Source organism: Mycobacterium parmense (assembly GCF_010730575.1).
GTDB lineage: Bacteria > Actinomycetota > Actinomycetes > Mycobacteriales > Mycobacteriaceae > Mycobacterium > Mycobacterium parmense.
Genome location: NZ_AP022614.1, coordinates 4,221,284 through 4,248,090, shown reverse-complemented (window position 1 = coordinate 4,248,090; position 26,807 = coordinate 4,221,284). Strand labels below are relative to the sequence as shown.

General features: G+C 69.0%; 29 protein-coding genes. 19 read left to right on the top strand and 10 right to left on the bottom strand.

Going from position 1 to position 26,807, the window contains the following annotated elements; translation table 11 throughout:
• Positions 1 to 57 precede the first annotated feature (57 nt).
• The 11 genes from G6N48_RS19595 to G6N48_RS19545 all read left to right on the top strand — a co-directional run bounded on the left by G6N48_RS19595 (position 58) and on the right by G6N48_RS19545 (position 10,861).
• Complete coding sequence (locus tag G6N48_RS19595) at positions 58 to 1,185, top strand: LLM class flavin-dependent oxidoreductase (RefSeq protein WP_085270441.1); 1,128 nt, start codon at positions 58 to 60, stop codon at positions 1,183 to 1,185.
• The gene (locus G6N48_RS19590; protein WP_085270544.1) at positions 1,182 to 2,351 is read left to right on the top strand and encodes a sulfotransferase family protein; all 1,170 of its coding nucleotides are present in this window, start codon (positions 1,182 to 1,184) and stop codon (positions 2,349 to 2,351) included. Before G6N48_RS19595 ends, G6N48_RS19590 begins: the two co-directional genes overlap by 4 nt.
• 4 nt (positions 2,352 to 2,355) lie before the next feature.
• Positions 2,356 to 3,156, top strand: coding sequence for a sugar phosphate isomerase/epimerase family protein (locus G6N48_RS19585; RefSeq protein WP_085270440.1), 801 nt, complete (start codon positions 2,356 to 2,358; stop codon positions 3,154 to 3,156).
• A gap of 2 nt (positions 3,157 to 3,158) precedes the next feature.
• Positions 3,159 to 4,367: a DUF1214 domain-containing protein gene (locus G6N48_RS19580; RefSeq protein WP_085270439.1), complete on the top strand. Its 1,209-nt coding sequence runs from the start codon at positions 3,159 to 3,161 to the stop codon at positions 4,365 to 4,367.
• Between the two features lie 25 nt (positions 4,368 to 4,392).
• Entirely contained in the window at positions 4,393 to 5,307 is a 915-nt protein-coding gene (locus G6N48_RS19575) for an alpha/beta fold hydrolase (RefSeq protein ID WP_085270438.1), read from the top strand.
• A gap of 13 nt (positions 5,308 to 5,320) precedes the next feature.
• A complete protein-coding gene (locus G6N48_RS19570) occupies positions 5,321 to 6,106 on the top strand; it encodes an LLM class F420-dependent oxidoreductase (RefSeq protein WP_085270437.1) in 786 nt (261 codons plus the stop codon).
• A 119-nt stretch (positions 6,107 to 6,225) separates the two neighbouring features.
• Positions 6,226 to 6,966 carry a GntR family transcriptional regulator gene (locus tag G6N48_RS19565; protein WP_085270436.1) on the top strand — a complete coding sequence of 247 codons (741 nt, stop codon included), beginning with the start codon at positions 6,226 to 6,228 and terminating at the stop codon, positions 6,964 to 6,966.
• Positions 6,967 to 7,015: 49 nt separating this feature from the next.
• Positions 7,016 to 8,833, top strand: coding sequence for an ABC transporter substrate-binding protein/permease (locus tag G6N48_RS19560; protein WP_085270543.1), 1,818 nt, complete (start codon positions 7,016 to 7,018; stop codon positions 8,831 to 8,833).
• Positions 8,830 to 9,579: an amino acid ABC transporter ATP-binding protein gene (locus tag G6N48_RS19555; protein ID WP_085270435.1), complete on the top strand. Its 750-nt coding sequence runs from the start codon at positions 8,830 to 8,832 to the stop codon at positions 9,577 to 9,579. Before G6N48_RS19560 ends, G6N48_RS19555 begins: the two co-directional genes overlap by 4 nt.
• Positions 9,580 to 9,643: 64 nt before the next feature.
• Positions 9,644 to 10,141, top strand: a complete 498-nt coding sequence (locus tag G6N48_RS19550; protein WP_085270434.1) for a MarR family winged helix-turn-helix transcriptional regulator — start codon at positions 9,644 to 9,646, stop codon at positions 10,139 to 10,141.
• Positions 10,142 to 10,189: 48 nt separating this feature from the next.
• Positions 10,190 to 10,861, top strand: coding sequence for an SDR family oxidoreductase (locus tag G6N48_RS19545; RefSeq protein ID WP_085270433.1), 672 nt, complete (start codon positions 10,190 to 10,192; stop codon positions 10,859 to 10,861).
• A gap of 6 nt (positions 10,862 to 10,867) precedes the next feature.
• Here the strand turns inward: G6N48_RS19545 and leuS are convergent, their stop codons facing one another.
• Positions 10,868 to 13,780, bottom strand: coding sequence for a leucine--tRNA ligase (gene leuS, locus G6N48_RS19540; protein WP_085270432.1), 2,913 nt, complete (start codon positions 13,778 to 13,780; stop codon positions 10,868 to 10,870).
• A 186-nt stretch (positions 13,781 to 13,966) separates the two neighbouring features.
• Between leuS and G6N48_RS19535 the strand changes: the two genes are divergently transcribed.
• Complete coding sequence (locus tag G6N48_RS19535; protein ID WP_085270431.1) at positions 13,967 to 15,019, top strand: LpqN/LpqT family lipoprotein; 1,053 nt, start codon at positions 13,967 to 13,969, stop codon at positions 15,017 to 15,019.
• 67 nt (positions 15,020 to 15,086) lie between these two features.
• Positions 15,087 to 15,428, top strand: a complete 342-nt coding sequence (locus G6N48_RS19530; protein ID WP_085270430.1) for a hypothetical protein — start codon at positions 15,087 to 15,089, stop codon at positions 15,426 to 15,428.
• A 55-nt stretch (positions 15,429 to 15,483) separates the two neighbouring features.
• Here G6N48_RS19530 and G6N48_RS19525 read toward each other — a convergent pair whose 3' ends face one another.
• Positions 15,484 to 16,089 (bottom strand): YqgE/AlgH family protein, encoded by a 606-nt coding sequence (locus G6N48_RS19525; RefSeq protein ID WP_085270542.1) that lies wholly within the window; start codon positions 16,087 to 16,089, stop codon positions 15,484 to 15,486.
• Between the two features lie 68 nt (positions 16,090 to 16,157).
• Between G6N48_RS19525 and G6N48_RS19520 the strand changes: the two genes are divergently transcribed.
• The gene (locus G6N48_RS19520) at positions 16,158 to 17,513 is read left to right on the top strand and encodes an MFS transporter (RefSeq protein WP_085270429.1); all 1,356 of its coding nucleotides are present in this window, start codon (positions 16,158 to 16,160) and stop codon (positions 17,511 to 17,513) included.
• Positions 17,514 to 17,554: 41 nt separating this feature from the next.
• Positions 17,555 to 18,328: a TIGR03084 family metal-binding protein gene (locus G6N48_RS19515; RefSeq protein WP_085270428.1), complete on the top strand. Its 774-nt coding sequence runs from the start codon at positions 17,555 to 17,557 to the stop codon at positions 18,326 to 18,328.
• Positions 18,329 to 18,467: 139 nt separating this feature from the next.
• On the opposite strand, the gene G6N48_RS19510 is transcribed toward G6N48_RS19515, so the two are convergent.
• Together G6N48_RS19510 and G6N48_RS19505 are read right to left on the bottom strand one after the other, a co-directional pair.
• Complete coding sequence (locus G6N48_RS19510) at positions 18,468 to 18,785, bottom strand: DUF2710 family protein (RefSeq protein WP_085270427.1); 318 nt, start codon at positions 18,783 to 18,785, stop codon at positions 18,468 to 18,470.
• 36 nt (positions 18,786 to 18,821) lie between these two features.
• On the bottom strand, positions 18,822 to 20,204 hold the full coding sequence (locus G6N48_RS19505; RefSeq protein WP_085270426.1) for a DUF5631 domain-containing protein: 1,383 nt from the start codon (positions 20,202 to 20,204) through the stop codon (positions 18,822 to 18,824).
• Between the two features lie 82 nt (positions 20,205 to 20,286).
• On the opposite strand from G6N48_RS19505, the gene G6N48_RS27730 reads away from it, so the two are divergent.
• A complete protein-coding gene (locus G6N48_RS27730) occupies positions 20,287 to 20,430 on the top strand; it encodes a hypothetical protein (protein WP_169718450.1) in 144 nt (47 codons plus the stop codon).
• Between the two features lie 12 nt (positions 20,431 to 20,442).
• Here the strand turns inward: G6N48_RS27730 and G6N48_RS19500 are convergent, their stop codons facing one another.
• The 6 genes from G6N48_RS19500 to G6N48_RS19475 all read right to left on the bottom strand — a co-directional run bounded on the left by G6N48_RS19500 (position 20,443) and on the right by G6N48_RS19475 (position 24,328).
• Positions 20,443 to 20,754, bottom strand: a complete 312-nt coding sequence (locus tag G6N48_RS19500; protein WP_085270425.1) for a DUF2694 family protein — start codon at positions 20,752 to 20,754, stop codon at positions 20,443 to 20,445.
• A complete protein-coding gene (locus G6N48_RS19495; protein ID WP_085270424.1) occupies positions 20,751 to 21,068 on the bottom strand; it encodes an ESX-1 secretion-associated protein in 318 nt (105 codons plus the stop codon). The genes G6N48_RS19500 and G6N48_RS19495 overlap by 4 nt, the downstream gene beginning before the upstream one ends.
• Before the next feature lie 33 nt (positions 21,069 to 21,101).
• Complete coding sequence (locus tag G6N48_RS19490; RefSeq protein ID WP_232066664.1) at positions 21,102 to 22,298, bottom strand: DUF4226 domain-containing protein; 1,197 nt, start codon at positions 22,296 to 22,298, stop codon at positions 21,102 to 21,104.
• Between the two features lie 82 nt (positions 22,299 to 22,380).
• On the bottom strand, positions 22,381 to 22,752 hold the full coding sequence (locus G6N48_RS19485; protein ID WP_085270422.1) for a DUF4226 domain-containing protein: 372 nt from the start codon (positions 22,750 to 22,752) through the stop codon (positions 22,381 to 22,383).
• Positions 22,749 to 23,555, bottom strand: coding sequence for a C40 family peptidase (locus tag G6N48_RS19480; protein ID WP_085270421.1), 807 nt, complete (start codon positions 23,553 to 23,555; stop codon positions 22,749 to 22,751). The genes G6N48_RS19485 and G6N48_RS19480 overlap by 4 nt, the downstream gene beginning before the upstream one ends.
• Entirely contained in the window at positions 23,552 to 24,328 is a 777-nt protein-coding gene (locus G6N48_RS19475; RefSeq protein WP_085270420.1) for a helix-turn-helix domain-containing protein, read from the bottom strand. The genes G6N48_RS19480 and G6N48_RS19475 overlap by 4 nt, the downstream gene beginning before the upstream one ends.
• Positions 24,329 to 24,473: 145 nt before the next feature.
• Here G6N48_RS19475 and G6N48_RS19470 point away from each other — a divergent pair, with 145 nt between their 5' ends.
• The 3 genes from G6N48_RS19470 to G6N48_RS19460 all read left to right on the top strand — a co-directional run bounded on the left by G6N48_RS19470 (position 24,474) and on the right by G6N48_RS19460 (position 26,801).
• Positions 24,474 to 24,890, top strand: a complete 417-nt coding sequence (locus G6N48_RS19470) for a WhiB family transcriptional regulator (protein WP_085270419.1) — start codon at positions 24,474 to 24,476, stop codon at positions 24,888 to 24,890.
• Between the two features lie 136 nt (positions 24,891 to 25,026).
• Entirely contained in the window at positions 25,027 to 26,409 is a 1,383-nt protein-coding gene (locus tag G6N48_RS19465; protein WP_085270418.1) for an acyl-CoA dehydrogenase family protein, read from the top strand.
• Between the two features lie 59 nt (positions 26,410 to 26,468).
• On the top strand, positions 26,469 to 26,801 hold the full coding sequence (locus G6N48_RS19460) for a GNAT family N-acetyltransferase (RefSeq protein ID WP_085270541.1): 333 nt from the start codon (positions 26,469 to 26,471) through the stop codon (positions 26,799 to 26,801).
• Positions 26,802 to 26,807 lie beyond the last annotated feature (6 nt).

The window sequence follows — 26,807 nt, the reverse complement described above, 5'->3', positions numbered from 1 at the left end:
GCAACCGCGCGTCACCGCTGTACACGATGCTGTGCAAGTGCTTAGCATCATGTCTCGATGACCGTGCAATGCGCCGCCTTCCTGCGGACGACCCTGCCGCTGGACTTGTCGGGGCTCGATGAGCTCGACAGCGGTCGCTACCACTCGATCTGGCTGCCCGACCACATGGTCAGTTTCTGGCCGGACTCGATCTGGACGCCCGAGTTCACCGATCTCGCCGCCGCCTCGCCGTCGCCGCATCGCCACCTCGACGGGCTGGCGGTGGCCGCCGCGGCCGCGGTGCTCACCGAGAACGTCCCGCTCGTCAGCGCCGTAGTCGACACGGTGCGCCGGCACCCCGCCATGCTGGCCCAGACGGCGCTGACGATCCAGCACCTCGCCAAGGGGCGTTTCATCCTCGGCCTCGGCAGCGGCGAGAGCGAGAACACGCTGCCCTACGGCTTCGACTTCGCCCGCCCGGTAAGCCGTTTCGAGGAAGCGCTGGCGGTGATCCGGAGCCTGTGGGAAAGCGAGCGGCCGGTCGACTTCGACGGCAGGTTCTATTCGTTGCGCCACGCCCGGCTGGACACCGAGCCGTACGAAGGCCGGGCCCCGCAGATCTGGGTCGGCGCGAGCGGCCCGCGGATGCTGGAGATCGCCGGCCGTCATGCCGACGGCTGGTGGCCGGCCGGCGCCTGGACCCCCGAGCATTACGCACAGATGCTGAGCGTCGTGCGGACCTCGGCGCAGCGCGCCGGCCGCGACCCGATGGCGATCACGCCGTGCTTCATCCAGGTGTGTCTCATCGGTGCCGACGACGACGCCCTCGCCGAGATCCTGCGCGCCCCCCTGGTCAAAGCGTTCCTGCTGCAGGTCTCGGCGGAGACGTTGCGCGGCTTCGGTTTCGAACACCCGATGGGGGAGGGTTGGCGGGGGTTCCAGGACATCGACCCGGCGGTGCTGACCCGCGAGCGGATCGCGGCGTTCCTCGCCCGGGTGCAGCCCGAGATGATCCTGGCCGTTGTGCCCCACGGGACACCGAAAGAGGTGGCGGAAATCGTCAAGACCTACGTCGACGCGGGGCTGCGCGTGCCCAAGATCCTCGATTACGGCGCGATGGCCGGACTGCGCTACGCCGCGGCCTCGGCCGCGAACGTCCGCGCCGCCGAGGACGAGCTCATGCAGCTGTGCGGGGTGCCCGCGTGACCGCGCCGCTGGTCGCCGCCGCGATGCTGGCCGCGGCCGAGGCCGAGACCGGTCTGCGTGACTACGGCGACCCGACGCTGCCCGAACGTTTCGCCGCGGCCGTCGAGCACCTCAACGCCCTGGGCATGGACGCCGACGGCAACGCGCAGGCGGCACAGGTGTGTCGATGGCTGCTGACGTCGCGCCTGGAATTCATCGAGGACCGCAACCGCTACCCCATCGCCACCGAGGTGGTCGACTCCCCGATGTTCGTGACCGGCGAACCGCGTTCGGGCACAACGCTGATGCACGCACTGATGTCCGTCGACCCGCGCGCGCGGGCGTTGCGCTTCTGGGAGGTCATGTACCCGTCGCCGCCGCCGGGGCTGGCCGGCGCCGACGACGACAGGCGCAGGCGTGCCGACGCCGACTGGCGCGAGATCAACGCGAAGATGCCCAAATGGCTGCACAGTCACCCCTACAACGACATGCTGGGCGACGGGCTGCCCGAGGACGAACGCACCTGGGCGTTCGACTTTCGCGTCATGACCCCCACCGCGTGGTGGCGCGTGCCCATGCAGTCGCTGGTCGGTGGCCTGCCCACCGATCCGGCCGCGCAATACCGGCTGCACAAGGCCATGCTCCAGCAGCTGCAATACCGGCGGCCGCCGAAATACTGGGTACTCAAGGGCTTTCATGGGTTCCGACTCGAGCAGTTGTTCGAGACCTACCCCGACGCGCACATGGTCTGGCTGCATCGGGATCCCGTACAGGTGGCCGCGTCTCGCACCATGATGATGGCCGACATCGCCGAAGGGATGGTCGGGCCGGTGGATCTGCTGGTCGAAGCCAGAAAGCACCTCGACCTGACCCGCGCCAGTGTCGCCAACACAATGAGCAATCCGTTGGTGGATGACCCCCGCATCCTGCATATCCGCTACACCGACTTCATCGCCGATCCCGTCGGCACCGTGCGGCGATACTACGAGTTCTGCGGTCGCGAACTCGCCGCCGAAGCCGAGGCCGCAATGCGGGACTACCTGGCCGACCACCCCGGCGACCGCCACGGCAAGTTCAAATACTCGACCCAGTTGCTGATCGACATCGGAGAGGACCTCCACGCCCTGCACGCCGAGTTCGCGCCCTTCCGTGACAGATTCGGCGTCCCGATCGAGATCCGGGGTTGAGGCGATGACGGCGCACCCCCGACTGTCCGTACACAGCGTCACCTTCCACGGCGCGGCCCTGCCCGATCTCGAGGCGAAATGGGCCGCGCTCGGCGTGTCCCGGCTGAGCGTCCTGGACAGTCAGGCGCTCGATCCGTCGTTCCCGAAGCTGTTGCAGCGCACCGCATATTCGGTGGAAGCCGTCTGCCACGTCTTCGCGCGGGGACGGCTGTCCGCCGACCCCCGCGCCGCGAGCGACGCCCTGTGCACCGTCATCGACGCCGCGGCCGCCGTGCGCGCGCGGACCGTCTACCTGCTGACCGGTGGCCGCGGGACCATGAGTTGGGATCGGGCCGCCGAACGGTTCAGCGCGATGATCGCACCCTGCGTCGCGCACGCCCGCCAGGCCGGCGTCGCGCTGGCCATCGAGACGGCCTCGCCCCTCTACGCCGACATCCACATCGCCCACAGCCTGCGCGACGCCGTCACACTGGCCGAGATGGCCGGCCTACAAATCTGCATCGACGTGTTCCACTGCTGGGCCGAGGGTGATTTCGAGGCGATGGTTCGGCGGGCGCTGCCCCGCACGGCCCTCATCCAGTTGAGCGACTACGTGCTCGGCGACCGCGGGCTGCCGGCCAGGGCGGTCCCCGGCGACGGCACCATCCCGCTCGAAGCGTTCGTCGCCGGCGTGCTGGCCGGCGGCTACCCGCACGGGTTCGACCTGGAACTGATCGGTCCCCGCATCGAGCACGAGGGCCGCCTGGAATCCGCCCGGCGCGCCTGCGACGTCGTCGGCGCGATGCTGACGAAATTGGGCGTTTGACAATGGGCTTCGGCGACGGCACTGACGATGCGGCATTGCACGCGGCGTGGACACAATTCTGCGGGCGACTCATCGGCGCGGGCGAGAAGGTGTTCAAGGACGCCAACGCCACGTCGGGCCCGCAGCGCGTGGACGCGTTCCGCTTCCTCACCCAAAACCTGGGCCAGGCCTTCGATCTGGCGCTCGAGACCAGGGACAGCGGCTACCCGGCGTTGCACACCTTCGCCGGCCCCACCCGCAAGCTCGGCGGCGACTGCGCCGATTTCACCTACCAGCAGGCGTGGATCGACGGGCAGTCCACCTACCGACTGAGCGGCACCCGCGGGACAGCCCCGTTCTTCAACGTCACGGTTCAGGGCCCGCGGATACCCGGGCCGGGAGTGCTGCACGAACCCTTCGGCGACACACCGGAAGCCAACGTCTTCGGCCGGCAACTCAGCGTCGACGACGACGGGTCGTTCGAGCTCTACATCGGTGGCGAAGAGCGCGGGCCCAACTGGTTGCCCACCACGCCGGGCTCGCGAAAGCTGTTCATCCGGCAGGGCTTCGACCGCTGGGACGAGTTGCCCGCCCAGATGCGGATCGAGCGGATCGACATGGCCGCGCCCAAGCCGCTGCCCACACCGGACACCATGATCGAGGCCATGCGCTGGGCCGGTGAGTTCATCGCCGGCCTGATGTCCGACTGGCCCGAATTCCCCTTTGAATACGGGGGCGTCGACGCCGGCCGCCCGAACGCCTTCCCGCCGGCCGGCGCCACCGACGCGGACAACAAACGCGGCAGGGCCGCCGCCAACATGTACTGGGAGCTCGGCCCCGACGAGGCCCTGATCGTCGAATTCGACGCCCACGAGGGGCTGTGGATGTTCACGAACATGGGCGTCTTCTTCAACAGCATGGACTACCTGTACCGCCCCGTCAGCTACACGCCGAGCCGCGTCACGACGGATGGCGATGGTCGCGTCCGCCTGGTGATGGCGCACCGGGATCCGGGCGTGCACAACTGGCTGGACACCCAGGGTTTCGAGCGCGGCAACCTGACGTATCGCCACATGCTCGAGGGCGAGCCCGCCGTTTTGCACACCCGGTTGGTCAAACACGACGAGTTGCCTGACGCCCTTCCCGCCGACACCGCGACGGCGGGTCGGGCCGAGCGCGTCGCCGCGATGTGGGAGCGGTTCCGCGGCATTCGGCGACGCTATGTCCTCTGATGTCGTTCCTCTAGTGTCGAAGCCTGTGACCGACATCTCCGAGGACGAACTCGCCGGGCTCTCCGAATTCTCCCTGCTGGCGGAGAACGCCGAGCAGGCCGGCGTCGCGGGCCCGCTGCCGGAGGTCGAGCGGATAGAGACGGACACGCCACACGGCCGGGTCTCCGCGTTGCGCTGGGGCTCGGCTTCCCCACGGGTCGTGTTCCTGCACGGGGGCGGGCAGAACGCCCACACGTGGGACACCGTGATCGTCGGGCTCGGCGAACCGGCGCTGGCCGTCGACCTTCCGGGCCACGGGCATTCGGGCTGGCGTGCGGACGGTGACTATTCACCCCGCCACAACGCCGACGCCGTCGCGCCCGTGCTGCGCGCTCTCGCGCCTGATGCCGAGCTGGTCGTGGGGATGTCACTGGGTGGCCTGACGGCCATCCGGATCGGCGCGATCGCACCGGAGCTGGTGCGCGAACTCGTCCTCGTCGACGTCACCCCGTCGGCGTTGCACCGGTATGCCGAGCTGACCACCGAGCAACAGGGCACCGTGGCGCTGGTAGCCGGCGAGCGCGAGTTCCCCTCCTTCCAGGCGATGCTGGACCTGACCGTCGCCGCGGCGCCGCACCGCGAGGTCAAGGCGCTGCGCAGGGGCGTGTTCCACAACTCCCGCCGGCTCGACAACGGCAGCTGGGCGTGGCGCTACGACGCCATCCGCGCCGTCCCGAACTTCGGCGACCTGTGGGAGGACGTCGACGCGCTGGCCGCACCCGTCACCCTGGTGCGCGGGGGATCCTCTCCCTTCGTCACCGATGAGGATGCGGCCGAACTGGCCCATCGCGCAGAGCGTTTCCGCACCATGCACGTCGTGGCGAACTCGGGCCATTCGGTGCAGAGCGACCAGCCCCGCGCACTGACCGATCTTCTGCGCGGGGTGCTCGCCGCCCGCTGACTACGGTGGGGATATGAATGCCAATCCCGCCATCCGTATCGGAGTGCAACTGCAGCCTCAGCACGCGCCGCACTACCAACAAATCCGCGACGCCGTGCGCCGCTGCGAGGACATCGGCGTCGACGTCGCTTTCAACTGGGACCACTTCTTCCCGCTCTACGGCGATCCCGACGGCGCGCACTTCGAATGCTGGACGATGCTCGGCGCCTGGGCCGAGCAGACGTCGCGCATCCAGATCGGCGCGTTGGTGACCTGCAACTCCTACCGCAACCCCGAGTTGCTCGCCGACATGGCCCGCACCGTCGACCACGTCTCGGGCGGCCGGCTCATCCTCGGTATCGGCTCCGGCTGGAAGCAGAAGGACTACGACGAGTACGGCTACGAGTTCGGCACGGCAGGCAGCCGCCTCGACGACCTGGCGGGCGCCCTGCCGCGCATCAAGGCTCGGCTGGCCAAGCTGAATCCGCAGCCCACCCGCGACATCCCGGTTCTGATCGGGGGCGGCGGCGAACGCAAGACCCTGCGGCTGGTCGCCGAGTACGCCGACATCTGGCACAGCTTCACCTCCGCGGACGAGTTCCCCGCGAAGTCCGGCGTCTTGTCCCGGCACTGCGCCGAAGTGGGGCGTGAGCCGGCGAGCATCGAACGCTCCGCGGCCGTGCAGGGCGGCGGCGATCTGATCGCCGATGCCCAAACCCTGGCCGGCCTCGGTGTCACACTGCTCACGGTGGGTTGTGACGGCCCGAGCTACGACCTCGGCGCCGCCGAAGCGCTGTGTAAGTGGCGCGACAGCCGCTAGACCTGCGGTTGGAGGCTTGCGCAACCCGATTGACGAAACCTCTGATAGTACGAACGGGGTTGTGAGAAACTTCTCAGCGCTAATGATCTACGCGTGTCGAAAGAGGCTCACGGACACACATGCCGAAGAAGTACGGGATCAAGGAAAAGGACCTGGTCGTCTCGCACATCCTCAACTTGCTGCTGACGGGCAAGCTGCGCAGCGGCGACCGCGTCGACCGCAACGAGATCGCGCTCGGCCTGGGGGTGAGCCGGGTCCCGATCCAGGAGGCACTGGTCCAACTCGAACACGACGGCATCGTCTCGACCCGTTACCACCGGGGCGCGTTCGTTGAGCGCTTCGACGAAGCCACAATCCTGGAGCACTACGAACTCGAGGGCATGCTCAACGGGATCGCGTCGGCCCGGGCGGCCACCAGCCCGACGCCGCGCATCCTGGGACAGCTGGACACGCTCATGCGGTCGCTGCGAGCCGCCAAAGACTCGCGCACCTTCTCCGACCTCACCGCGGAGTATCGGCACACCATCAACGAGGAGTACGCGGGACCGCGCCTGCGCGCCTCGATCCGAGCCTCGCAGGACATCATCCCGCGCGCGTTCTGGGCGACCTACCAGAACGGCCGCGAAGACACGCTGCCGTTCTACGAAGACGAGACCTCCGCCATTCACCGGCACGACCCGAACGGCGCACGCGCCGCGTGCGTCGCTCGCTCGTCGCTGATGGCCCAGACGATGCTCGCAGAACTGTTCCGGCGCCGGGTCTTCGCCCGGCCCGACGACACGGCCGGCGTTGGCGCCGACTCCGTTGCTGCCCTCGCCGACGCCGACCCGGGCCCTGGCGAGCCGTCCCTGGCGGTGTAGCACAGCGCTTGGCAAGCCGAACCGGGATCAGGTGGTTACGGTGGCGGTGATGACTTTGCGAGTGGGCGGGTGCATCAGATGTGGTGGGCAGTTGGTCCGACTGGCCCTGACGATCCTGATCGTGTTCGGCGTGGTCCTGGGTGGACCGGCTGCTCCGGCGTCCGCCGACTGGAACCAGTGCGCACCGGGCGGCTTGGACAGCGCGGTGGCATTGCCGAAAGACCTGACCACCAACCCGTACCCGCATCGCCAGGACTCGGGCACCACCACCACCGTCGAGCCGCTCCGCGCGGTCAACGTCGACGCGTTGGGCCTCGCGACGGGGGGTGTTCTGACGGTCGGCACGTTGTCCGACGCCCCGCCCAACATCTGCATCACCCCCACCGGCGAATTCAGCGGCTTCGACAACGAGCTGCTGCGGGCGATCGCCGACAAGCTCGGTCTGGAGATCCGGTTCGTCAGCACGGATTTCTCCGCGCTGCTCGCACAGGTGGCGTCGGGGCGCTTCGACGTCGGCTCGGCGGCGATCAAGGCGACCGATGCACGCCGTCGCACCGTCTCGTTCACCAATGGCTACGACTTCGGGTTCTTCTCGCTCGTGGTGCCCCCCGGCTCACCGATCCACAAGTTCGGTGACCTCGCTGCGGGCCAGCGGATCGGCGTGGTGCAGGGCACCGTCGAGGAGTCGTTCGTCGTCGACACCCTGAATCTGAAGCCGGTGAAGTACCCCGGCTTCGCGACCCTGTACGCCGCCCTCAAGACGCGCCAGCTCGACGCCTGGGTGGCGCCCGGAACCCTGGCAATGACCGTGATCCGGCCGGGCGACCCTGCGGTCACCGTCGCGAACATCTTCAGCCAGGACAATTTCGTGGCCTACGCGGTAGCCCCACAGAACGGGCCGCTGCTCGATGCGCTGAATTCCGGTCTGGACGCTGTCATCGCCGATGGCACCTGGGCGAACCTGTACTGCCAGTGGGTGCCCCGGACGCTGCCGCCGGGCTGGAAACCCGGGTCCTTGTTTCTCCCCGCCCCGAGGCTGCCGAACTTCGCCGCGATCGCCGAGGGCCAGCACCGCAAACCGGTGGCGCCGAGCGCGCCACAGTCCGTCCTGGCGCAATTAGGTCATTCGTTCCTCGATTGGGACTTGTACAAGCAGGCCATCCCCGTGCTTTTGACCACGGGTTTGCCGAACACGATGATCCTGACGAACAGCGCGCTGGTGATCGGGCTGGTGCTGGGCATGGTGCTCGCGATGGCCGGGATCTCGCAGTCGCGCTGGCTGCGCTGGCCGGCGCGGATCTACACCGACATCTTCCGGGGCCTGCCCGAGGTGGTCATCATCCTGATCATCGGGATGGGCATCGGGCCGCTGGTTGGTGGCCTGACGAACAAGAATCCCTATCCGCTGGGGATCGCGGCCCTGGGACTGATGGCCGCCGCCTACATCGGTGAGATATTGCGTTCGGGTATTCAGAGCGTCGACCCGGGCCAGCTCGAAGCCTCGCGGGCACTCGGCTTCAGCTATGCGACCGCCATGCGGTTGGTGGTGGTGCCGCAGGGCGTACGGCGAGTGCTGCCCGCTCTGGTCAATCAGGCCATCGGACTGCTGAAGGCCTCCGCGCTGGTGTACTTCCTGGGTCTGGTCGCCGACCAGCGCGAGCTGTTTCAGGTGGGCCGCGACCTCAACGCGCAGTCCGGCAGCCTGTCGCCGCTGGTCGCTGCCGGCGCCTTCTACCTGATATTGACAATCCCGTTGACGCATTTGGTGAACTACATCGACTCGCGCCTGCGCCGGGGGGGCCGCGCGGCCGCGGACGAAGACCGCGGCGACGTGCTCACCGCGCCCTTCAGCCAGGAGATCACGTGAGCGGCCCCACCTTGGCGCCCCCGTCAGTCTCCCTGGAAGCCAAGGGAATTCACCAGACTTTGGGCGGCACGGTGGTGTTGCGCGGTGTGGACATGAAGGCTCCGGCGGGCAGCACGGTGGCCATCGTCGGACCGTCCGGGTCGGGTAAGTCGACGCTGCTGCGGACGTTGAATCGACTGCATGAGCCTGACAGCGGCGACATCCTGCTCGACGGCAAGTCGGTGATGCGCGACGATCCCAACCAACTTCGCCAGCGCATCGGTATGGTCTTTCAGCATTTCAACCTCTTCCCGCACCTCAGCGTGCTACGCAACGTCACGCTGGCGCCACAAAAACTGCGGCGGCTCAACGCCGACGCAGCGCGCGAGCTGGCGCTGGCACAGCTGGACCGAGTTGGCCTCAAGCACAAGGCCGCCGCCCGGCCCGGGATGCTCTCCGGCGGCCAGCAGCAACGGGTTGCCATCGCCCGCGCCCTGGCGATGGCGCCTCAGGTCATGTTCTTCGACGAGGCGACCTCGGCGCTGGATCCCGAAACGGTCAAGGAAATACTGCAACTCGTCGCCGATCTCGGGGCCGACGGCATGACCATGCTCGTCGTCACCCATGAAATGGCGTTCGCCCGGTCGGCAGCCGACACGGTCGTCTTCATGGATCACGGCAAGGTCGTGGAATCGGGCCCGCCCGAGCAGATCTTCGAAGCCGCGCAGACGGAGCGGCTGCGGCGATTCCTGTCCCAGGTGCTCTGACGCCGGGAGCTCGTCGACAAGAGCTCACTTGTTCGCCCCCCAGATAGGGTTAGACTGCCGACTTATGGCGGACAGCGACTCCACCGCGCCCGAGGTGACGGAGCTTGCGGAAGGTTTGCACCGTGCGCTGTCCAAACTTTTTTCCATGCTGCGCCGCGGCGACCCCAACGGTGCGGCCGCCGGAGATTTGACGCTGGCGCAATTGTCGATTCTGGTCACCCTGCTCGATCAAGGTCCGATCCGCATGACCGACCTGGCTGCCCACGAGCGGGTGCGAACCCCCACCACCACCGTGGCGATCCGGCGCCTCGAGAAGCTCGGGCTCGTCAAGCGCTCCCGCGACCCGTCCGACCTGCGCGCCGTGCTCGTCGACATCACCCCGCGGGGACGGGCCGTTCACGGCGAGTCGCTGGCCAACCGGCGCGCAGCCCTAGCCGCGATGCTCAGTCAACTTCCCGTGTCCGATCTCGAGATGTTGCTGAAGGCGCTGCCACCGCTGGAACGGCTGGCCTCCGGCGAACCCGGCCCCGCAGACGAGTCCGCCGCGCGAAAAGAGGCCTGAAAAAGCCCTTCCGTCAAGGTGATTCGCGGTGACGGTAGGCTCGGCTGCATGCCCACTGCACTCATCACCGGGGCCGGCGGCGGTATCGGTTCGGCCATCGCCACGGCGCTGGCTCCCACGCACACCCTGCTGCTGGCCGGGCGACCCTCCGACCGGCTCGACGCGGTCGCCGATCGGCTCGGCGCCACAACCTTTCCGCTCGATCTGACCGACACCGACGAGATCGAGGCCGCGTGCGAGATCGTCGACGAACTCGACGTGCTGGTGCACAACGCCGGCGTGTCCATTCCAGGTCATCTGGCCGACTCGAACATCGACGAGTGGCGAGCCACCTTCGCCGTCAACGTGTTTGGACCCGTCGAGCTTACGCTGTCGCTGCTGCCGGCGCTGCGCCGAGCCCGCGGCCACGTGGTGTTCATCAACTCCGGCGCCGGGCGAAACGTGTCCCCCGGCATGGCGTCCTACTCGGCGAGCAAGTTCGCGTTGCGTGCGTTCGCGGACTCGCTGCGCGGCGACGAGCCGGACCTGCGCGTCACCACCGTCTATCCCGGACGCACGGACAGCCCGATGCAGCGCGAACTCGTCGCGTTCGAGGGTGGCGAATACGACGCCGCCAACTTCCTCAAGCCCGAGACCGTCGCCGCGGCGGTTGCCAACGCCGTCGCCACCCCCCGCGACGGACACGTGCACGAGGTGGTGCTGCGGCCCGCGCGGCGATAACGGGGCTCACACCACGAGATTGACCAGGCGGCCTGGCACCACGATCACCTTGCGTGGAGAGGCGCCGGCCAGGAACGCCTGCACCTTCTCGTCGGCGAGCGCCGCGGCCTTCAGCGAATCCTGATCGGCGTCCGCGGACACCACGATCCGCCCCCGGACCTTCCCGTTGACCTGCACCGGATATTCGACCCTGTCGTCGACCAGGTACTCCGGGTCGGCTAGCGGGAACGGGCCGTGCGCCAACGAGGTGGGGTGGCCGAGCCGCAGCCACAACTCCTCGGCCATGTGCGGCGCCAGCGGCGCCAGCATCAGCACCAGCGGCTCGACCGCCGCCCGCGGAGCCGCATCGCGGTGTTCTTTGGTGAGGTGATTGGTGTACTCGATCAGCTTGGCCGCGGCGGTGTTGTTGCGAAGGGCGGCATAGTCTTCCGACACTCCGGCAATGGTGCGGTGCAGGAACCGCAGCGTGTCGACGCCCGGCTCCACCCCGTCGGCCACCCGGGTCCGGCCCGTCTGCTCGTCGACGACCAGGCGCCACACCCGTTGCAGGAACCGGTGCGCGCCGACGACGTCCTTGGTGGCCCACGGCCGAGAGGCCTCCAGAGGTCCCATCGACATCTCGTAGACCCGCAGGGTGTCGGCGCCGTACTCGTCGCAGATCTGGTCCGGCGATATCGAGTTCTTCAAGCTCTTACCGATTTTGCCGAATTCCTGGAACACCTCGATCTCGCCGTCGGGCCCGGGGTAGAAGAAGCCGCCGTCGCGCTCGATCACCTCATCCGCCGCGACGTAGGACCCGCGGGCGTCGGTGTAGGCGAAGGCCTGGATGTAACCCTGGTTGACCAGCCTGCGGTAGGGCTCGCGGGAGCTGACATGGCCCAGGTCGTAGAGGACCTTGTGCCAGAACCGCGAATACAGCAGGTGCAGGACCGCATGCTCGGCGCCGCCGACGTACAGATCGACCCCGCCAGGATCCTGGGGGCCATGCTCGTCGGGCCGCGGCCCCATCCAGTACGCCTCGTTCTCCTTGCCGACGAACCGTTCGGAGTTGTGCGGGTCGGTGTAGCGCAACTCATACCACGAACTGCCGGCCCACTGCGGCATCACGTTGGTGTCGCGCGTGTAGGGCTTCAGCCCGTCGCCGAGGTCCAGTTCGACGTGCACCCACTCGGTCGCCTTGGCCAGGGGCGGCGACGGCTCGCTGTCGGCGTCGTCGGGGTCGAACAGCACCGGCGAATAATCGGGCACGTCGGGCAGTTCGACCGGTAGCGCGGCCTCGTCGAGGGGATGCGCGCGGCCGTCGCTGTCGTAGACGATGGGGAACGGCTCGCCCCAGTACCGCTGCCGCGCGAAAAGCCAGTCGCGCAGCTTGAATTCGACGCGCGCACAACCGCGCCCCTCGGCCTCCAGCCGTGCGGTGATGGCGGCCTTCGCCGCCGCCACGTCCATCCCGTCGAGGTCGCCGGAGTTGACCAGCACGCCGTCGCCCGTGTGGGCCGCCTCCGAAACGTCGCCGCCGCCAATCACTTCCACGATCGGCAGGCCCAGCTGGTGGGCGAAATCCCAGTCGCGCTGGTCGTGCCCGGGCACCGCCATGATGGCGCCCGTCCCGTATCCGGCCAACACATAGTCGGCGATGAAGACCGGCACGGGTTTGCCGTTGGCCGGGTTGGTCGCGCAACTGCCCAGGAAGACGCCGGTCTTCTCCTTGTTCTCCTGACGCTCCAGGTCAGACTTCGCGGCGATCGCCTGGCGGTACGCGTCGACCGCCGACCGCGGTGTGGCTGCGCCGTAGGTCCACCGGGGATCGGTCCCGTCCGGCCATTGCTCCGCTGCGAGGCCGTCGACCAGGTCGTGCTCGGGTGCCAGCACCAGATAGGTGGCGCCGAACATCGTGTCGGGCCGGGTGGTGAACACCTCGATGTCGACCTCATCGCCGTTGGTCATGCTCGCCGCGAACAGCGCGTTGACCCCGGTGGAGCGACCGATCCAGTTGCGCTGCATCGTTTTCACCGGCTCGGGCCAGTCCAGCAGGTCGAGGTCGTCGAGGAGCCGGTCGGAATAGGCCGTGATCCGCATCATCCACTGCCGCAACCGTTTCCGGAAGACCGGGAAGTTGCCGCGGTCGCTGCGGCCGTCGGCGGTCACCTCTTCGTTGGCAAGCACCGTCCCCAGACCCGGGCACCAGTTGACCAGCGAGTCGGCGCGGTAAACCAGCCGGTGGCCGTCGATCACGTCCGCCCGCTCCCCCGCCGACAGCTCGGTCCACTCGCGGCCACCGTCAAGGCGTCGCGCACCGGAATCGAACTCCGCCACCAGGTCGGCGATCGGGCGGGCCTTGTTGGCCGCGCGATCGAACCACGCGTTGTAGATCTGCAGGAAGATCCACTGGGTCCACTTGTAGAACTCGGCATCGGTGGTCGAGAAGCTGCGCCGGCTGTCGTGCCCCAGGCCCAGCCGGCCCAACTGGCGACGGAAATTGACGACGTTGGCCTCGGTCCTGGTGCGCGGATGGGTCCCGGTCTGCACCGCATACTGCTCGGCGGGCAGCCCGAAGGCGTCAAAGCCCAACGCGTGCAGGACGTTACGGCCGGTCATCCTGAAGTAACGGGCGTAGACATCGGTGGCGATGTAGCCGAGCGGGTGGCCGACGTGCAGTCCCTCACCCGAGGGGTACGGAAACATGTCCTGCACGAACAGCTTGTCGTCCGGGACCGGGGTGCCGTCGGTGGGAGCCAGCGAGCCGACCGGGTTGGGAACGTTGAAGGTACCGAGCCTGGCCCAGTTGTCCTGCCAAGTGCTCTCGATACGACCCGCCAACGCCGCGGCGTACCGATGCGGCGGCGCCTCGGAGTCCGAGGGAGAGCCCGAAGCGGCGCCGGCGGTGCCCGCGGACGCGGTGGTCGGGGATTCGGTCACCTGAACAGGGTATAAGGACCGCCGGGGCGCCAACTGCGGCCACGGGTTGGTCTCGGTTGCGTTGCGCGCCGATCAGAGCTTCATCCCAGCTCTATTTCAAGCCTGTCCACCACCTTTGACCTCTGGTTACAGTCGGCCTCTACACGCAGGCGCTCACCACCCGAGCTATTGGGAAGGACGACGCAGATGATCGAGATCGCCCCCACTCATCGGGCATTCCTGGGGGGCGTGGCCGCCGGCCTGATCGGTGTCGCGCTTTTTGCGGGCGCCGCCAGGGCATCGGCGGATCCGGGGCTTCCCACCCCCTCCCCCGCGCCCGCCGTCCCCGCACTGGCGCCGCAGAACGTCCTTCCCGGTCAGGTGCCCAACAGGCTGCTCGCCGCCCCGCCGGCCGCCAACCCGTTCATGCCGCCGAGCGCCGCCGGCGCGCCCGCAACGCAGGCACAGGTCGCGGCCGCGCCCGCGGTGCCGGCGCCGCCGGCCGTGACACCCGCGACCTCGGGCACGCTTCGTGAGTATCTGCAGTCGAAGGGGGTCAAGCTCGAGGCGCAGACGCCGCAGGGTCTCAAGGCGCTCGACATCACGCTGCCGGTACCGCCGCGCTGGACTCAGGTGCCCGACCCGAACGTGCCCGACGCGTTCGCGGTGATCGCCGACCGGCACGGCAACAGCATCTACTCGTCGAACGCGCAGGTGGTGGTGTACAAGCTGGTCGGCAACTTCGATGCCCGCGAGGCGATCTCGCACGGATACGTCGACAGCCAGCAGCTGCTGGCGTGGCAACCCACCAACGCATCGATGGCCGACTTCGACGGCTTTCCCTCATCGGTCGCCGAGGGCACCTACCGCGACGGCGACATGATCCTGAATACGGCGCGGCGTCACGTCATCGCCACGTCCGGGCGCGACAAGTACCTGGTGTCGCTGGCGGTCACCACCGACCGTGCGCTGGCGGTTGCCGACGCCCCGGCCACCGACGCCATCATCAACGGTTTCCGGGTGACCGTGCCGGGGGCGCCGACACCGGCCCCCGCCCAGGTCCCGGCCGCCGCGCCGGTCGGCCTGCCCGTCGCGGGGCCCGCACCCGCGCCCGCAGCCCCCGTGCCCGCGCCTGCGGCCACCGCGCCCGTTCCTGTGACCGCGCCGGCCCCCGCCCAGGCGCCGCAGCCCACGCCCAACCTCCTGGCGATGGTGCCCGGCTTGCCACCGCTGCCGAATTTCTCGTTCCTGCAGCACTGATCCGGCCGCGCCGCGGGCGGCCGGAGCCGCGCGAGCGGACCGGCGGGTGGCCTCGTATGGTGAGGCCATGCTGATTGCGGGCGTGCTGAGCATGTGTGCGGCCGGGGCCTGTGCCGGGTTCGGGATCTGGTCGCTTGCGCACAACCAAACGGTCGACATCACGGCGGTGGCGTTGCGTGCCATGGCGCCGACGCAGTTGGCGGCGGCGGTGATGCTGACCGCCGGTGGCATCGTGGCGCTTTCCGCGTCCCCGCACACCGCTCTGGTGGTGCTGATCGTGTGCGTCGTCGGCGCACTCGGAACCCTGGCCGCCGGCTCCTGGCAGAGTGCGCGCTTCGCGTTGCGCCAGCAAGCGGCGGCACAGCCGTGTGGCGGCCGCTGCGGCGCCTGCACACAGTCCTGTCACTGAACGTCCTGTCACTGAACGTCCTGTCACTGAACGGGCGGACAGCGGGGGAGGGGCGTCAGTTCCGGCTGACGTCGATGGGGTGGGTGGCCAGCATCGACAGCGGCAACGGCTGCCGGCGCAACACCTGGCCCCACAGGTCGCCCCTCGAACCGGACAGAACGTCAGATGGCAACGCCGACAGTACGATCCAGTCGTCACGCTCGATTTCGCCCTCGAGCTGACCGATGGTCCAGCCGGAGTACCCGGCGAAGATCCGCACACCTTCGACCAGGGGCGCGATCGTATCGGCGTCGGCATCCAGATCGACCATGACCACCCGGCCCGCCACATGCCGCAGGCCGGGCACGCCGTGCGCGTCGGCGCCGATGCGCAGCGTCGCAAGGCACAGGGCCGCGTCTCGCTTCACCGGCCCGCCGATGAACATCGTCTTCGGCTTGGCCGTCAGCTTGGCCCACTGGGGCAGAACGTTGTAAACGGCGGTTTCGCTGGGCCGGTTGAGCACAACGCCGAGCGTGCCGCCGTCGTTGTGCTCAACGATGTAGATGACGGTCCGCCGGAACGTCGGTTCGAGGAGGTCGGTGTTGGCCAGCAGCAAAGTGCCGGCACGCACTCGCTGCGCGGCCGGCGCGACATAGTCCTCTGGGTCCTCGGACGGCACCAGACCATCATCGCATCCGGCGCATCTTCGCCGGGGCAATCGAGCGCAGCGCGCGGATATTTGTACTGTTAATGCGGCGGCGTCGGACCGCAGCAAGCCTGCCCACCCCACTCGTGGAAGTCGGTTTCGTGACCTATACCGGGACGCGCTCGAGCGCACCCGTAGCCCTCTGGCGGTCCGTGCGCAGTTTGCCCGATTTCGGGCGACTGCTCCTGGTACGCATGGCGAGTCAGTTCGCAGACGGCCTCTTCCAGGCGGGCCTGGCGGGAGCGCTGCTGTTCAACCCGGATCGGGCCGCCGATCCCATGGCGATCGCGCGCGCGTTCGCGGTGCTGTTCCTGCCCTACTCGCTGCTGGGTCCGTTCGCCGGAGCCCTGATGGACCGCTGGGACCGCCGGCTGGTGCTCGTCGGCGCGACCGCCTGCCGCCTGGTTCTGATCGCCGCGATCGGCACGATCCTCGCCGTGCGGGCCGGTGACATGGCCCTGTTGCTGGGGGCGCTGCTCGCCAACGGCCTGGCCCGATTCGTCGCATCCGGGCTGTCGGCGGCGCTTCCGCACGTGGTGCCGCGCGAACAGGTGGTGACGATGAACTCGGTCGCCACGGCATCGGGAGCTATCGCCGCCTTCCTCGGCGCAAACTTCATGCTGGTGCCCCGCTTCGTGGTCGGCGCCGGTGACGAGGGGGCATCCGCGGTCATCTTCCTGACCGCGATACCGGTCCTGATCGCGTTGCTGCTCTCGTTGCGGTTCGGCTCGCGCGTACTGGGCCCGGACGAAACCCGCCGCGCGGTCCACGGGCCGGCCCTCTACGCGGTGGTCACCGGCTGGTTGCACGGCGCCCGCACCGTTGCACAGCGTCCCACCGTCGCCGCCACCTTGTCCGGCCTGGCCGCACATCGAATGGTGATCGGCATCAATTCGCTGCTGGTCTTGCTGCTGCTCCACCACATTCCCGATCCCGAGACGGGGGGACTGGGGGCGGCCCTGCTGTTCTTCGGCGCCGCGGGGCTGGGGGCGTTCCTGGCGAACGTGTTCACGCCCGCCGTGGTGCGCCGCCGGGGCCGTTACGCCACGGCCAACGGCGCCCTGGCCGCGGCCGCCGTCATCCAGCTCGCAGGCGCCGGGTTGCAGCTGCCGGTGATGGTGGTGTGCGGTTTCTTCCTCGGAGTGGCCGGCCAGGTGGTCAAGCTGTGCGCCGACTCCGCGATCCAGATGGACGTCGACGACGCGCTTCGCGGGCACGTGTTCGCGGTGCAGGACGCGCTGTTCTGGGTGTCGTTCATCGCCTCGATCACCTTGGCCGCCGCCCTGATTCCCGACGACGGGCATGCACCCGCGTTCGCGCTGTTCGGCTCGGCGCTTTACGTGGCCGGCCTCGTCCTGCACGCCGTCATCGGCCGCCGCGCCGAACCGGGCACTGGCTAAAGTGCGAAGGTGACTTCCCCGCGCTCCTTGCGGAGCCGATGATGGCCGGACCCGGCCCGGTCGTCGCCGACCTGTGTGCCGAGAGCGACCAACTCGACGATTTGGTGGCGCCGCTGCCGGCCGAACGCTGGGCCGGTCCGACACCCGCTCCCGGCTGGACCATCGCCCACCAGATCGGACATCTGTTGTGGACCGATCGGGTGGCGCTGCTGTCGGTCACCGACGAGGCGGGGTTCGCCGATGTGCTCACGGCCGCCGCGGCGAACCCGACCGGATTCGTCGACGCCGGCGCCGACGAACTGGCGGAAGTTGCACCCGCGCAGCTGCTCTCGGAGTGGCGGGTCACCCGCGCACGATTGCACGAGGCGCTGCTGACGGTTCCCGACGGGCGCAAACTGCCGTGGTTCGGGCCGCCGATGAGCGCGGCGTCGATGGCCACCGCCCGGCTGATGGAGACGTGGGCGCACGGCCTCGACGTTGCCGACGCCCTCGGCGTGTCACGCCCGGCCACCGACCGGCTGCGGTCGATCGCGCATCTCGGGGTTCGCACCCGCGATTACGCCTTCTCGGTCAACAACCTGGCGGCACCCGCCGAGCCGTTTCTGGTTGAGCTGCGCGGACCCGGGGGCGCCACCTGGTCCTGGGGGCCGCCCGACGCCGCGCAGCGCGTCACCGGCTCCGCCGAGGACTTCTGCTACCTGGTCACCCAGCGGCGACCGCTCAGCGCGCTCGGCCTCGTTGCCGAGGGGGACGACGCGCGGCGATGGCTCGAGGTCGCGCAGGCTTTCGCGGGCCCTCCCGGCGTCGGGCGATGAGCGCGCAAGCGCGAAGAGAGCCGACGCCCATCCCACCCGGCGTCGGGCGATGAGCGCGCAAGCGCGAAGAGAGCCGACGCCCATCCCACCCCGCGTCGGGCGATGAGCGCGCAAGCGCGACGAGCGGCGATGAGCGCGATTACTGCAGCGGCCCGCCGTAAGTCGCTTGATTCTCGGCCTCGGCCTCCTCGCGCAGCGCCGCGAACGCGAGGTTCAGCCTGTCGGCCAGTTCCCCGTGGGCGTAGGCCGTCATCACGGCGGGGTGCAGCGCCAACCTGATCAGCCGGCCGTCGGCGTTCGCGACGGCCTGGATGTCGCCGAGGTCCACGCTGTAGGTGACGGCCTCGGCCTGCGCGACGAAGGCTTCCCACTTGTCGGCGGCCTCGCTCAGCTCCTTGAGAACCGATTCGACCAGATCCTTGTCGCTGAGATCCGCGCCATCGCCCGACCCCGACACGAAGACAGTATGTCGACCCCTCCGACCAGCGTCAATTCATTGATCGGCGGGCGTGGAAACCAGTTGCCGGTACCACGCGAGGTGGTAGTTCGCCGACAACGGATCCCCGCTGACCATCCTCTCGGTGGCCGCCATCAGCATGCAGTTGAGCAGCAGCGCTTGATCGACATTCGGGTATTGGACCAGCAGCTGGTAGCGCGCGGTGTCGAGATGCACCCGCAGGACGTCGATCTCCTGGTCGACGACCGTCTCGCCGGTGGCGGCCGCGTTGGCCAGCCGGTAGACGATGCGGGGGAGCCCGTCGCGCCAGTGGGTGGTCTCGCCGAGCACAGACCTCAGGTTGTCGATGGCGGGCAGCTCGCGCGGCTGCAGCGAGGTATGCGTTGCCGCGAAGCCGGCGGTACGGCGCAAGAAGTCGCCCGGTGCGTAGGTCACGAGGCGCTGCGGGTCACCGATCAGTGCTGCGGCCCTGCCGGTGCGCCGCCCCGGGGGCAACAGCCGCACGCCGGCCGGCAGCGTGATCGCGCCCGGTATCCACCCGTGGGCGAGGTCGGTGACCAGCAGGGTCGTCCCGTCCGCGCGATCGCCGACGGCCCAGTTCAGCCGCGACTCCTGGCGCACTACGAACTCGAGCAGCCGGTTCAGCCGCGCGGCATCGGATTCCGTTGCCGCGGAGGCTGAGTCGGCGGCGGAGGCTTCGGCGTCGCCGCCGGGGGTGCCGTAGTCGCCCTCGGTTGCCGTGTCGTCCGGGGCGGGCGCCTCGACGAGCGCATGATGGCGACCCGGGCCGCCCGGCGCGTCGACTGCGGGCTCTGCCTGACTGATGGCGGGAATGACTTGTGTGTCGTCGATGTGAGGGCGTGTGACAGGCTCGACGGCGTCGTGGTGAACAGCGGGCGGATACCACGCCGTGTCCGGCTCCTCACGGTCGGTCGCGGTGGCCAGCCCTGCCACCGGCTCGACGTCCGGTTCGGGGTCCTTCACGGCAGGGATGATCTGGGTTTCCCCCGGCTCGGGATGCACGGGTTCGGTGGGTTCTCGCCGGACCGCAGCCCCGGCAGCGCGGGCTTTCATCGCGTCCAACTGGCGCAGGGTCGATTCGACCCGCCGCACCGCCCGGGCGCGGGCGTCGTCGATCACGCCGGCCTCCTCCGCCTGACGCGCGGAGTCGGACAATCCGGCCCGCTTGATGATCTTGAGCTCATCATTGGCGCGGTCGGCGATGCGCTGCAGGTCGTCCCTGAGATACTCTGCGAGCGTGGCGGTTTCGGCTGTGACGGTCGACAACTCGGCCGGCCACAGCCCGCCTGTCACCCACGGGGTGCAGTCGACGGGAGAGCTGAAGGCCGGAATCGCCAACGATTCCCGGGTAGCTCTGCGGAGGCGCTGGCGCGCCGCTATCCGGCCGAAGATCGCCACCGACTCAGCGTACCGGCATGCCTCGGATGCTTTATGCGGTCGGTGAATTGTGCCGGCGCGGCGGCCTCGGTAGCGTGGAGGGATGGCTGAATCTGCGCTGCAGCAGCAACTCGACGAGGTGCGTGCCCTGCTGGCCCGGGCACGAGAGTTGTTCGGCCCCAACCCCGTCGAGCCGCCAGTTGACATCGTTCCCCGCCCCGGCGCCGGCCAAACCCAGCTGCCGTAAGCCCTGCGCCGGTCAACCCATGCCGTCGCGGCGGCGCAGCTTGTGCGCCAGCAACTTCTCGATCGCAGCGTCGAGGTCTTGCGGGGTCGGCACCTCCGCGGACGGGGTGTGACCGGCGGCCAGGATCTCATCGCGGATTTCCAGCAACGCCTTCAGGCACGCCACATCGGCGGTGAGGAGAATACCCCGCGCGAGCGTGTCGGCGTCGGTCTCCATCGCCGCGTCGCTCAGCGCGACGCTGTGCATGTATCCGCCGCGGCAGGAGCGGACCATGATGTGCCCGCTCGGGTGGACGGTGTCAAACGCGGGGTTGGCGTCGGTCATCGACCGCCGTCGGCGACGCCCCGCAGGTCATGTGCCGCGCTTCGCTCGTGGTGTTCCCACATCGTCGCGGACAAGGTCAGCTTGTCGGCCAGGTCGGCGTGGTCGTCGGCCTGTCGTTCGTAGCATTGCCGGCGCAACTCGAGCAGTTCGCGCCCGGCTTCGCGGAGTTCACCGAAGATCGGCCCCAGCGAGTCGAGGCTCTCCTGAATCGCGGCATGCGACGACGGAACGGTGCGTAGGTACTCCGCGGTCTCCTGGTGCTGCGCCGCGGCCTGCCGCAACTGCGCGGGCACGACGTGGATCGAATCTGCCATCCGCTGTCTCCTGTTCATGGCCGCCGGCGGCGGTCACTGTCCTGAGGTGGCCGGCGCGTTCGCCGGTCGAGTCGGTGTCGGTGCATTGGGCTCGGCCGGCGCGGTCACCGTCGTGTTCGCCCCCGGTGGATGCTCCCAGCCTAGAAAGTTCGGCCCGCTCACGGTGCCGATGTGCTGAATCTGGCCGTCCAGAAGGGCTTTTCCGGGGCCGAGGGCGAGCGCATAGCGATCGGTCAGGATGCCCACGTCGCCCGGGTTGACCTGCTTGGGGTCGATGGGGTCGGTGACCGGCGTGCCCGGTGGGGGAAGCGTGATGCCTTGCTGGCGGAACGCTTCGGCGATGGGCGCACCACCGACCGCGGCATTGATGGCGGCCGCGAGCCGCGGGCTGGGCGCCGTCACCGTTTCTCCGTCGGGCAGCGTCACCGGTGTCGGGCCGGCCTCGGGATCGCCGGCCGATGCCAACTCGCCCTGTGCCGGGGTTGCGCCTGAGTCCCGGACATGGTCGTGAGCACCCGTGTCCGGGTCGTCGGGACCGGACGCGTCGGTCTCGGGATGACGCGCCGCCGAATCGGCCAGGTCTGCGAGCCCTGTGGGCAGCGGTAACCCACCGGGAACTCCGAGACCGGGCATCGGCCCCATGCCCAGGTTGGGAATCGGCGGCGCGGGTGGGTAGGCGGCCTGCGGAAGCGTTGCGGGCGCCTCCCCGGGCGGCAGGCCGGGATCGTCGGCCAGCAACGAGTCCAGCAGGGGATCGGTGCCTAGATCGTCGGGAGACGCCGCGGGCTCGTCGCCCGGGGGCGCCGGCGCCTGATCCTCCCCGGGATGCGGCTCGCTTCGCGAACATTCGTAGAGCGACGTCCAGGCGGCCATCAGCGCCGATTTCGAGGTGTCGTCCAGGCTCACGTTGAGGACCACCCCGCGGATGTCCCTGAGCTTGCCGATGAGGAACCGCTGAAAGTCACGCGCGCCCGCCGGGGTGTCGAGGTCCGACCGGGTCCGGACCGCGGCCTCGGTCTCGCGTTGCAGTTCGGCCAACGCCTCTTTTCCCTCGACGGCCTGCAGGTGTGCGTTCAAAATGGCGGACACGACTTGCAGGTCGAGTTGGGAGACAGCCGAATTCTGCCGCGCCAGAGCGCTTTCCGCGTGCGCTATGGCGTCCGCGGCCGCACCCTTTCCCGGTTCCGGGGGCGTGGCGGCAACGTCGCGATCTTGTGGCGGCCCCTGCATGCCGGGCGACTGTAATGATGGGTGCCGCGACCGACAAATCACCGCGACGGCGCCGTTGTGGACAAGCATCGCACCAGCTGTCTCACTGGTCCGCAGAACCGAGGTACTGCGCGCCCAGTCGCTCGATCGCAACCTTTTTGGCGCGGCCGAACTCGCGCGCATCCTCGATTACCGCCGCGATCTCCCGGTGCTTCGCCGCCAGGAATCTCTGAAACTCGCGCGCGCCCAACGGGGTGTCGACGGCGAGCCCGGATTGGTGCGCGACCGCGCGGTCGACTTCATCGGCGATCGCATCCAGCCTCCTGACGCTTTCGCGCATCGAGGCGTGAGCGTCGGCGAGGACCTGCGTGAGCGCGCGGTCGGCGTCGGCCATCGCGCGGTGCCGGCCTGCCAGAGACGATTGCCGCGCCCGAGCGGCGTCCAGTGCACGTCCGGCTTGTTCCGCGCCTGTCACAATGGCCGCCGGATCGCAATGCTGTTGCCCAGTCGGCTCACTCGAACCGAGGCGCCGGAGTAGGGCGCTTCGATGACGAGGTTGTTGCCGATCGCCAGTTGGACGTGTCCGGCGTGGGGAAAGACGAGATCCCCCGGGCGAACCTGGGAACGAGGCACCGGAATACCGTCGTTGATCTGCTCATAGGTGGTGCGGTCGAGGTGGATACCGGCCCGCGCGTAACACCACTGAACCAGGCCCGAACAGTCGAACTGATCGGGGCCCGTCGCGCCCCACACGTACGGGCGGCCCAGTCGCGAAATTGCGGCGCGCACCACGATGGCGGCGCGGCGATCGGTCAGCGGCAGCCGCGAGCGGCGCAGCGATTGGTACCGCAGCGCGCGCAGTGCCGCGGCATGCCGTCGGGCCAGCAGGCGCGCCGTCAGGACGTGCCCGCGTTGGGAACGCAGCCGGGCCGCCCCGCGGCGCATCGCCTCCCGCTGGGCCAGCGGTGTGACGGGGCCGGATGCGACGTCGGCGCGCGCCGCGTCGAGCACGCGTGCGGTGAGATCATGGGCCCTCGCCCGATCGTGAAGCGCGCCGTCGATGATGTCGGCCGCGAGCGCGTCAGTACCGGCAGCCGAGCGCAGCTGTCGCCGGCCCCGATCGGCAGCGGCTCGGTAGTTGCCCTGCAAACCAACGGTATTGACGGTGACGCGCGGGCCATCATGAAGCGGCGCGCCCGCGTGCAGCGGGGGACGCCGCGCGTTGCCGGCGAACAGCCGGTGGGCACGGCCCAACACCTCGAGTTCGTTGCCGATCATTGCGCCCCCTCGGCGGCTCGCTTCGGATTGGTCGACTCGACCGCCTCGGTGAAGGCGCGAACGCGGGGGAGCGCCCCTGGCGGGATGGCGCCGGTGTTGCGGATCTCCCAGATCTCGTCGGCGCCGACTCCGACCAGTGCCGCGATGATCGGTTCGGGCAACGCCGACTGCGCACACGCCAGGTCGAAGCGCGCGCTCAGGCTGGCGGGCATCCTCTTCAGCAGCGCCGTCCGGGTCGCCTCGAGTTCGCGCAGGTGCTCCATGAGCCGGCCCGTCGAGTCGCCGCCGGCGTTCACCGCCACGCGCCAAGAGCTGGCGGCCAGCATCTCGGCCTTCACACATTGTGCGATCACAGAGAGAATATACGTCTCATATTCGTTTGACGTTGTCGCCGGAAGTCGATCGATGACGGATTTGATGGCATCGAGTTGCGCCTCGGCATAACCTTCCAGCACGTCGGTGTCGCTGTGGCGGTCGACCACTATGGGGCCCACCCGCCTTGCGGGCATCTCTCCGGGCTGCTGCGATGCCATCAATCGCGCCAGCTCGGCGTCCGGGTCGGCGGCGACCAGCAGCCGCGAGTAAGTGCCGGGCGGCAGTCCGAGCCCGTTCTCAACCTTTTGAACTGTGCTTTTATGCGGTTTGCGGGCGCCTCGCTCCAGAAAGCTCAGGCCCATGATGCTGACGCCCGTCGCCGCGGCCAGCTCTGCCAACGACCAGTCGCGCGATTCGCGGAGCGCGCGGATCGCGGCCCCGGCCGATTCACGGCTCACCGCACGCTCCGGCCATACGGCGGATATTACACAGCCGCGGGCGGCGGCCAGCGGATATACGTTTCCATCACGTTTCTCTTGCCGAGCCCGGCGCTGTTGCTATACGCTTCCGTCTACGTTTGACAGCCAGATCGAGGAGACCGACATGGGACACCCCTGCGCGACCAACCCGGAATTGTGGTTCGGCTACCCGGACGACGACGGTGGCGACGGCGCGGCGAAGGCGCGCGCCTACGAGCGGTCGGCCACCGAGGCGCGGATCCAGTGCCTGCGCCGCTGCCCATTGGCACAGCAGCGCCGATGCGCCCAGCACGCCGTCACGCACCGCGAGGAGTACGGCGTGTGGGCCGGGGTGAAGCTGCCCGGCGGTCAGTACCGCAAGCGCGACCAACTTGCCCGTGCCCACGAGGTACTGCGGCGCATCGCCACCGGCGAGATCAATTCGCGTCAGCTGCCCGAGAATGCGGCGCTGCTGGAACGTCGCGAAGACGACGCGGTCCCGGCGACGGCCGTCGTGCTGCACCTGCCGATCGCGCAGGTCGGACCGCGTTCGGCGGCCTGACCCGCCGCCGTTTGCTGAGCCCGTCAACGGGGTAGTCCGGCTCGGCAAGGACCGAGTCTGTCGACCCAGCGGCGACGATTCAGGCCGCGCGGCGGCGTGAGAACAAGCCGCGTAACGAGACGCAGAGGGCGCTGCCATGACGTTCGACCTGACACCCACGGCGGCACAGCACGACCTGGCCCGTCGCACGCACGAGTTCGCCGAGTCCGTCGTCCGCCCGGTGGCTCTCGACTACGACCAACGCCAGGAGTTTCCCTGGCCGGTGCTCGAGGAAGCCGCCCGGCAGGGTTTCTACAGCCCGCTGTTCTACCGCGATCTGATCGGCGATCCGACCGGGATGTCCCTGCCGATGTTCATGGAGGAGCTGTTCTGGGGTTGTGCCGGCATCGGCCTGGCGATCGTCATGCCGGCGCTGGCCCTGTCGGCGATCGGTCAGGCCGCGTCGCCCGAGCAGATGCTGCAGTGGGCGCCCGAATGTTTCGGGACGCCGGGCGATCTCAAGCTGGCCGCGCTGGCGATCTCGGAACCCGAGGGCGGCAGCGACGTGCGCAATCTGCGGACCCGCGCGCGCCGCGACGGTGACGACTGGATCCTCGACGGTCACAAGATGTGGATCGGCAACGGCGGCATCGCCAACGTGCACGTGGTCAACGCGGTGGTCGACGAGGAGCTCGGCCACCGCGGGCAGGCGCTGTTCGTGGTGCCCGGGGGGACAGCCGGCCTCAAGACGCTGCGGAAGCTCGACAAGCTGGGCTGCCGCGCCTCGCACACCGCCGAGTTGCTGTTCGAGGGAGTCCGGATCCCGGGCGAGAATCTGCTCGGCGGCGAGGAGAAGTTGGAACACAAGCTGGCGAAGGCCCGCGAGCTCGTCGCGGGTGGGCACCGGTCCGGATCGGCGACGCTGGGCACCTTCGAACAGACCCGCCCGATGGTGGCGGCCCAGGCGATCGGGATTGCCCGCGCCGCTTTGGAGTACGCGACGGCCTACGCCACCGAGCGCGAGGCGTTCGGCGCTCCGATCATCAACAACCAAGGAATCGCGTTCCCGCTGGCTGAGCTTGCCACCCAGATCGACGCCGCGCGCCTGCTGACCTATCGCGCGTCGTGGATGGCGGCCAACAACATCCCGTTCGAGCGGGGAGAGGGCTCCATGTCGAAGATGGCGGCCAGCGAGGTGGCCGTCAAAGCCACCGAACGAGCGATCCAGACCATGGGCGGCTGGGGTTACATCACCGATCACCCGGTGGAGAAGTGGTATCGGGATGCCAAGCTGTACACCATCTTCGAAGGCACCAGCGAGATTCAGCGGATGGTCATCGCCAACGCGCTGGGCGCCAGCGTGGACACCCCGCCGCTGCATGTCATGCTCGAGCCCTCCGGGGGCCCGCTGAACCGCTACTTCGGCCGGGGCACGCCGCTGCGCTCCCGCGCCGCCGACGCGGCGCTGTCCGCCAAGGATCGGGTTCCCGAGCCCGTCATGCGGTTGGCGATGAAGGTCCTGCGACCGCCCGGCAACTAGCCGGCGGGGGAGTGCTGCATCGCGACAGCCACGCGAAGACCGAGAAGAGAGGAAACGACATGACCGCCGACAAGACCGGTGCCGAAGCGACCGTCACCGCGGAGGAAGGCCGCTACGTAATCGCCGTCGAGGGGCAGACCGTCGGCCTCGCCGACTTCGCCGACCGGGACGGCCAGCGCGTGTTCTACCACACCGAGATCGATTCGAGCTTCGGCGGCCGGGGGCTGGCGACCATCCTGGTCGAGGAGGCGCTCAACGAGTCCCGCGCGGAAGGCAAGCGGATTGTCCCGGTGTGTTCGATGATCGGCACGGTACTCAAGAAGCACCCGGAATTCGATGACATCACCGACCCCGTCACGCCCGACGTGCACAGGTGGTTGCGGACCCGTTAGCCGGGG

Excerpts from the sequence above, each read along its gene's own strand:
- G6N48_RS19595 (WP_085270441.1), top strand. The coding sequence starts at position 58 with ATGACCGTGCAATGCGCCGCCTTCCTGCGGACGACCCTGCCGCTGGAC.
- G6N48_RS19585 (WP_085270440.1), top strand. The coding sequence starts at position 2,356 with ATGACGGCGCACCCCCGACTGTCCGTACACAGCGTCACCTTCCACGGC.
- G6N48_RS19580 (WP_085270439.1), top strand. The coding sequence starts at position 3,159 with ATGGGCTTCGGCGACGGCACTGACGATGCGGCATTGCACGCGGCGTGG.
- G6N48_RS19570 (WP_085270437.1), top strand. The coding sequence starts at position 5,321 with ATGAATGCCAATCCCGCCATCCGTATCGGAGTGCAACTGCAGCCTCAG.
- G6N48_RS19565 (WP_085270436.1), top strand. The coding sequence starts at position 6,226 with ATGCCGAAGAAGTACGGGATCAAGGAAAAGGACCTGGTCGTCTCGCAC.
- G6N48_RS19560 (WP_085270543.1), top strand. The coding sequence starts at position 7,016 with ATGACTTTGCGAGTGGGCGGGTGCATCAGATGTGGTGGGCAGTTGGTC.
- G6N48_RS19550 (WP_085270434.1), top strand. The coding sequence starts at position 9,644 with ATGGCGGACAGCGACTCCACCGCGCCCGAGGTGACGGAGCTTGCGGAA.
- G6N48_RS19545 (WP_085270433.1), top strand. The coding sequence starts at position 10,190 with ATGCCCACTGCACTCATCACCGGGGCCGGCGGCGGTATCGGTTCGGCC.
- G6N48_RS19535 (WP_085270431.1), top strand. The coding sequence starts at position 13,967 with ATGATCGAGATCGCCCCCACTCATCGGGCATTCCTGGGGGGCGTGGCC.
- G6N48_RS19530 (WP_085270430.1), top strand. The coding sequence starts at position 15,087 with ATGCTGATTGCGGGCGTGCTGAGCATGTGTGCGGCCGGGGCCTGTGCC.
- G6N48_RS19520 (WP_085270429.1), top strand. The coding sequence starts at position 16,158 with ATGCGGCGGCGTCGGACCGCAGCAAGCCTGCCCACCCCACTCGTGGAA.
- G6N48_RS19515 (WP_085270428.1), top strand. The coding sequence starts at position 17,555 with ATGGCCGGACCCGGCCCGGTCGTCGCCGACCTGTGTGCCGAGAGCGAC.
- G6N48_RS27730 (WP_169718450.1), top strand. The coding sequence starts at position 20,287 with ATGGCTGAATCTGCGCTGCAGCAGCAACTCGACGAGGTGCGTGCCCTG.
- G6N48_RS19500 (WP_085270425.1), bottom strand. The coding sequence starts at position 20,754 with ATGACCGACGCCAACCCCGCGTTTGACACCGTCCACCCGAGCGGGCAC.
- G6N48_RS19495 (WP_085270424.1), bottom strand. The coding sequence starts at position 21,068 with ATGGCAGATTCGATCCACGTCGTGCCCGCGCAGTTGCGGCAGGCCGCG.
- G6N48_RS19490 (WP_232066664.1), bottom strand. The coding sequence starts at position 22,298 with ATGCAGGGGCCGCCACAAGATCGCGACGTTGCCGCCACGCCCCCGGAA.
- G6N48_RS19480 (WP_085270421.1), bottom strand. The coding sequence starts at position 23,555 with ATGATCGGCAACGAACTCGAGGTGTTGGGCCGTGCCCACCGGCTGTTC.
- G6N48_RS19470 (WP_085270419.1), top strand. The coding sequence starts at position 24,474 with ATGGGACACCCCTGCGCGACCAACCCGGAATTGTGGTTCGGCTACCCG.
- G6N48_RS19465 (WP_085270418.1), top strand. The coding sequence starts at position 25,027 with ATGACGTTCGACCTGACACCCACGGCGGCACAGCACGACCTGGCCCGT.
- G6N48_RS19460 (WP_085270541.1), top strand. The coding sequence starts at position 26,469 with ATGACCGCCGACAAGACCGGTGCCGAAGCGACCGTCACCGCGGAGGAA.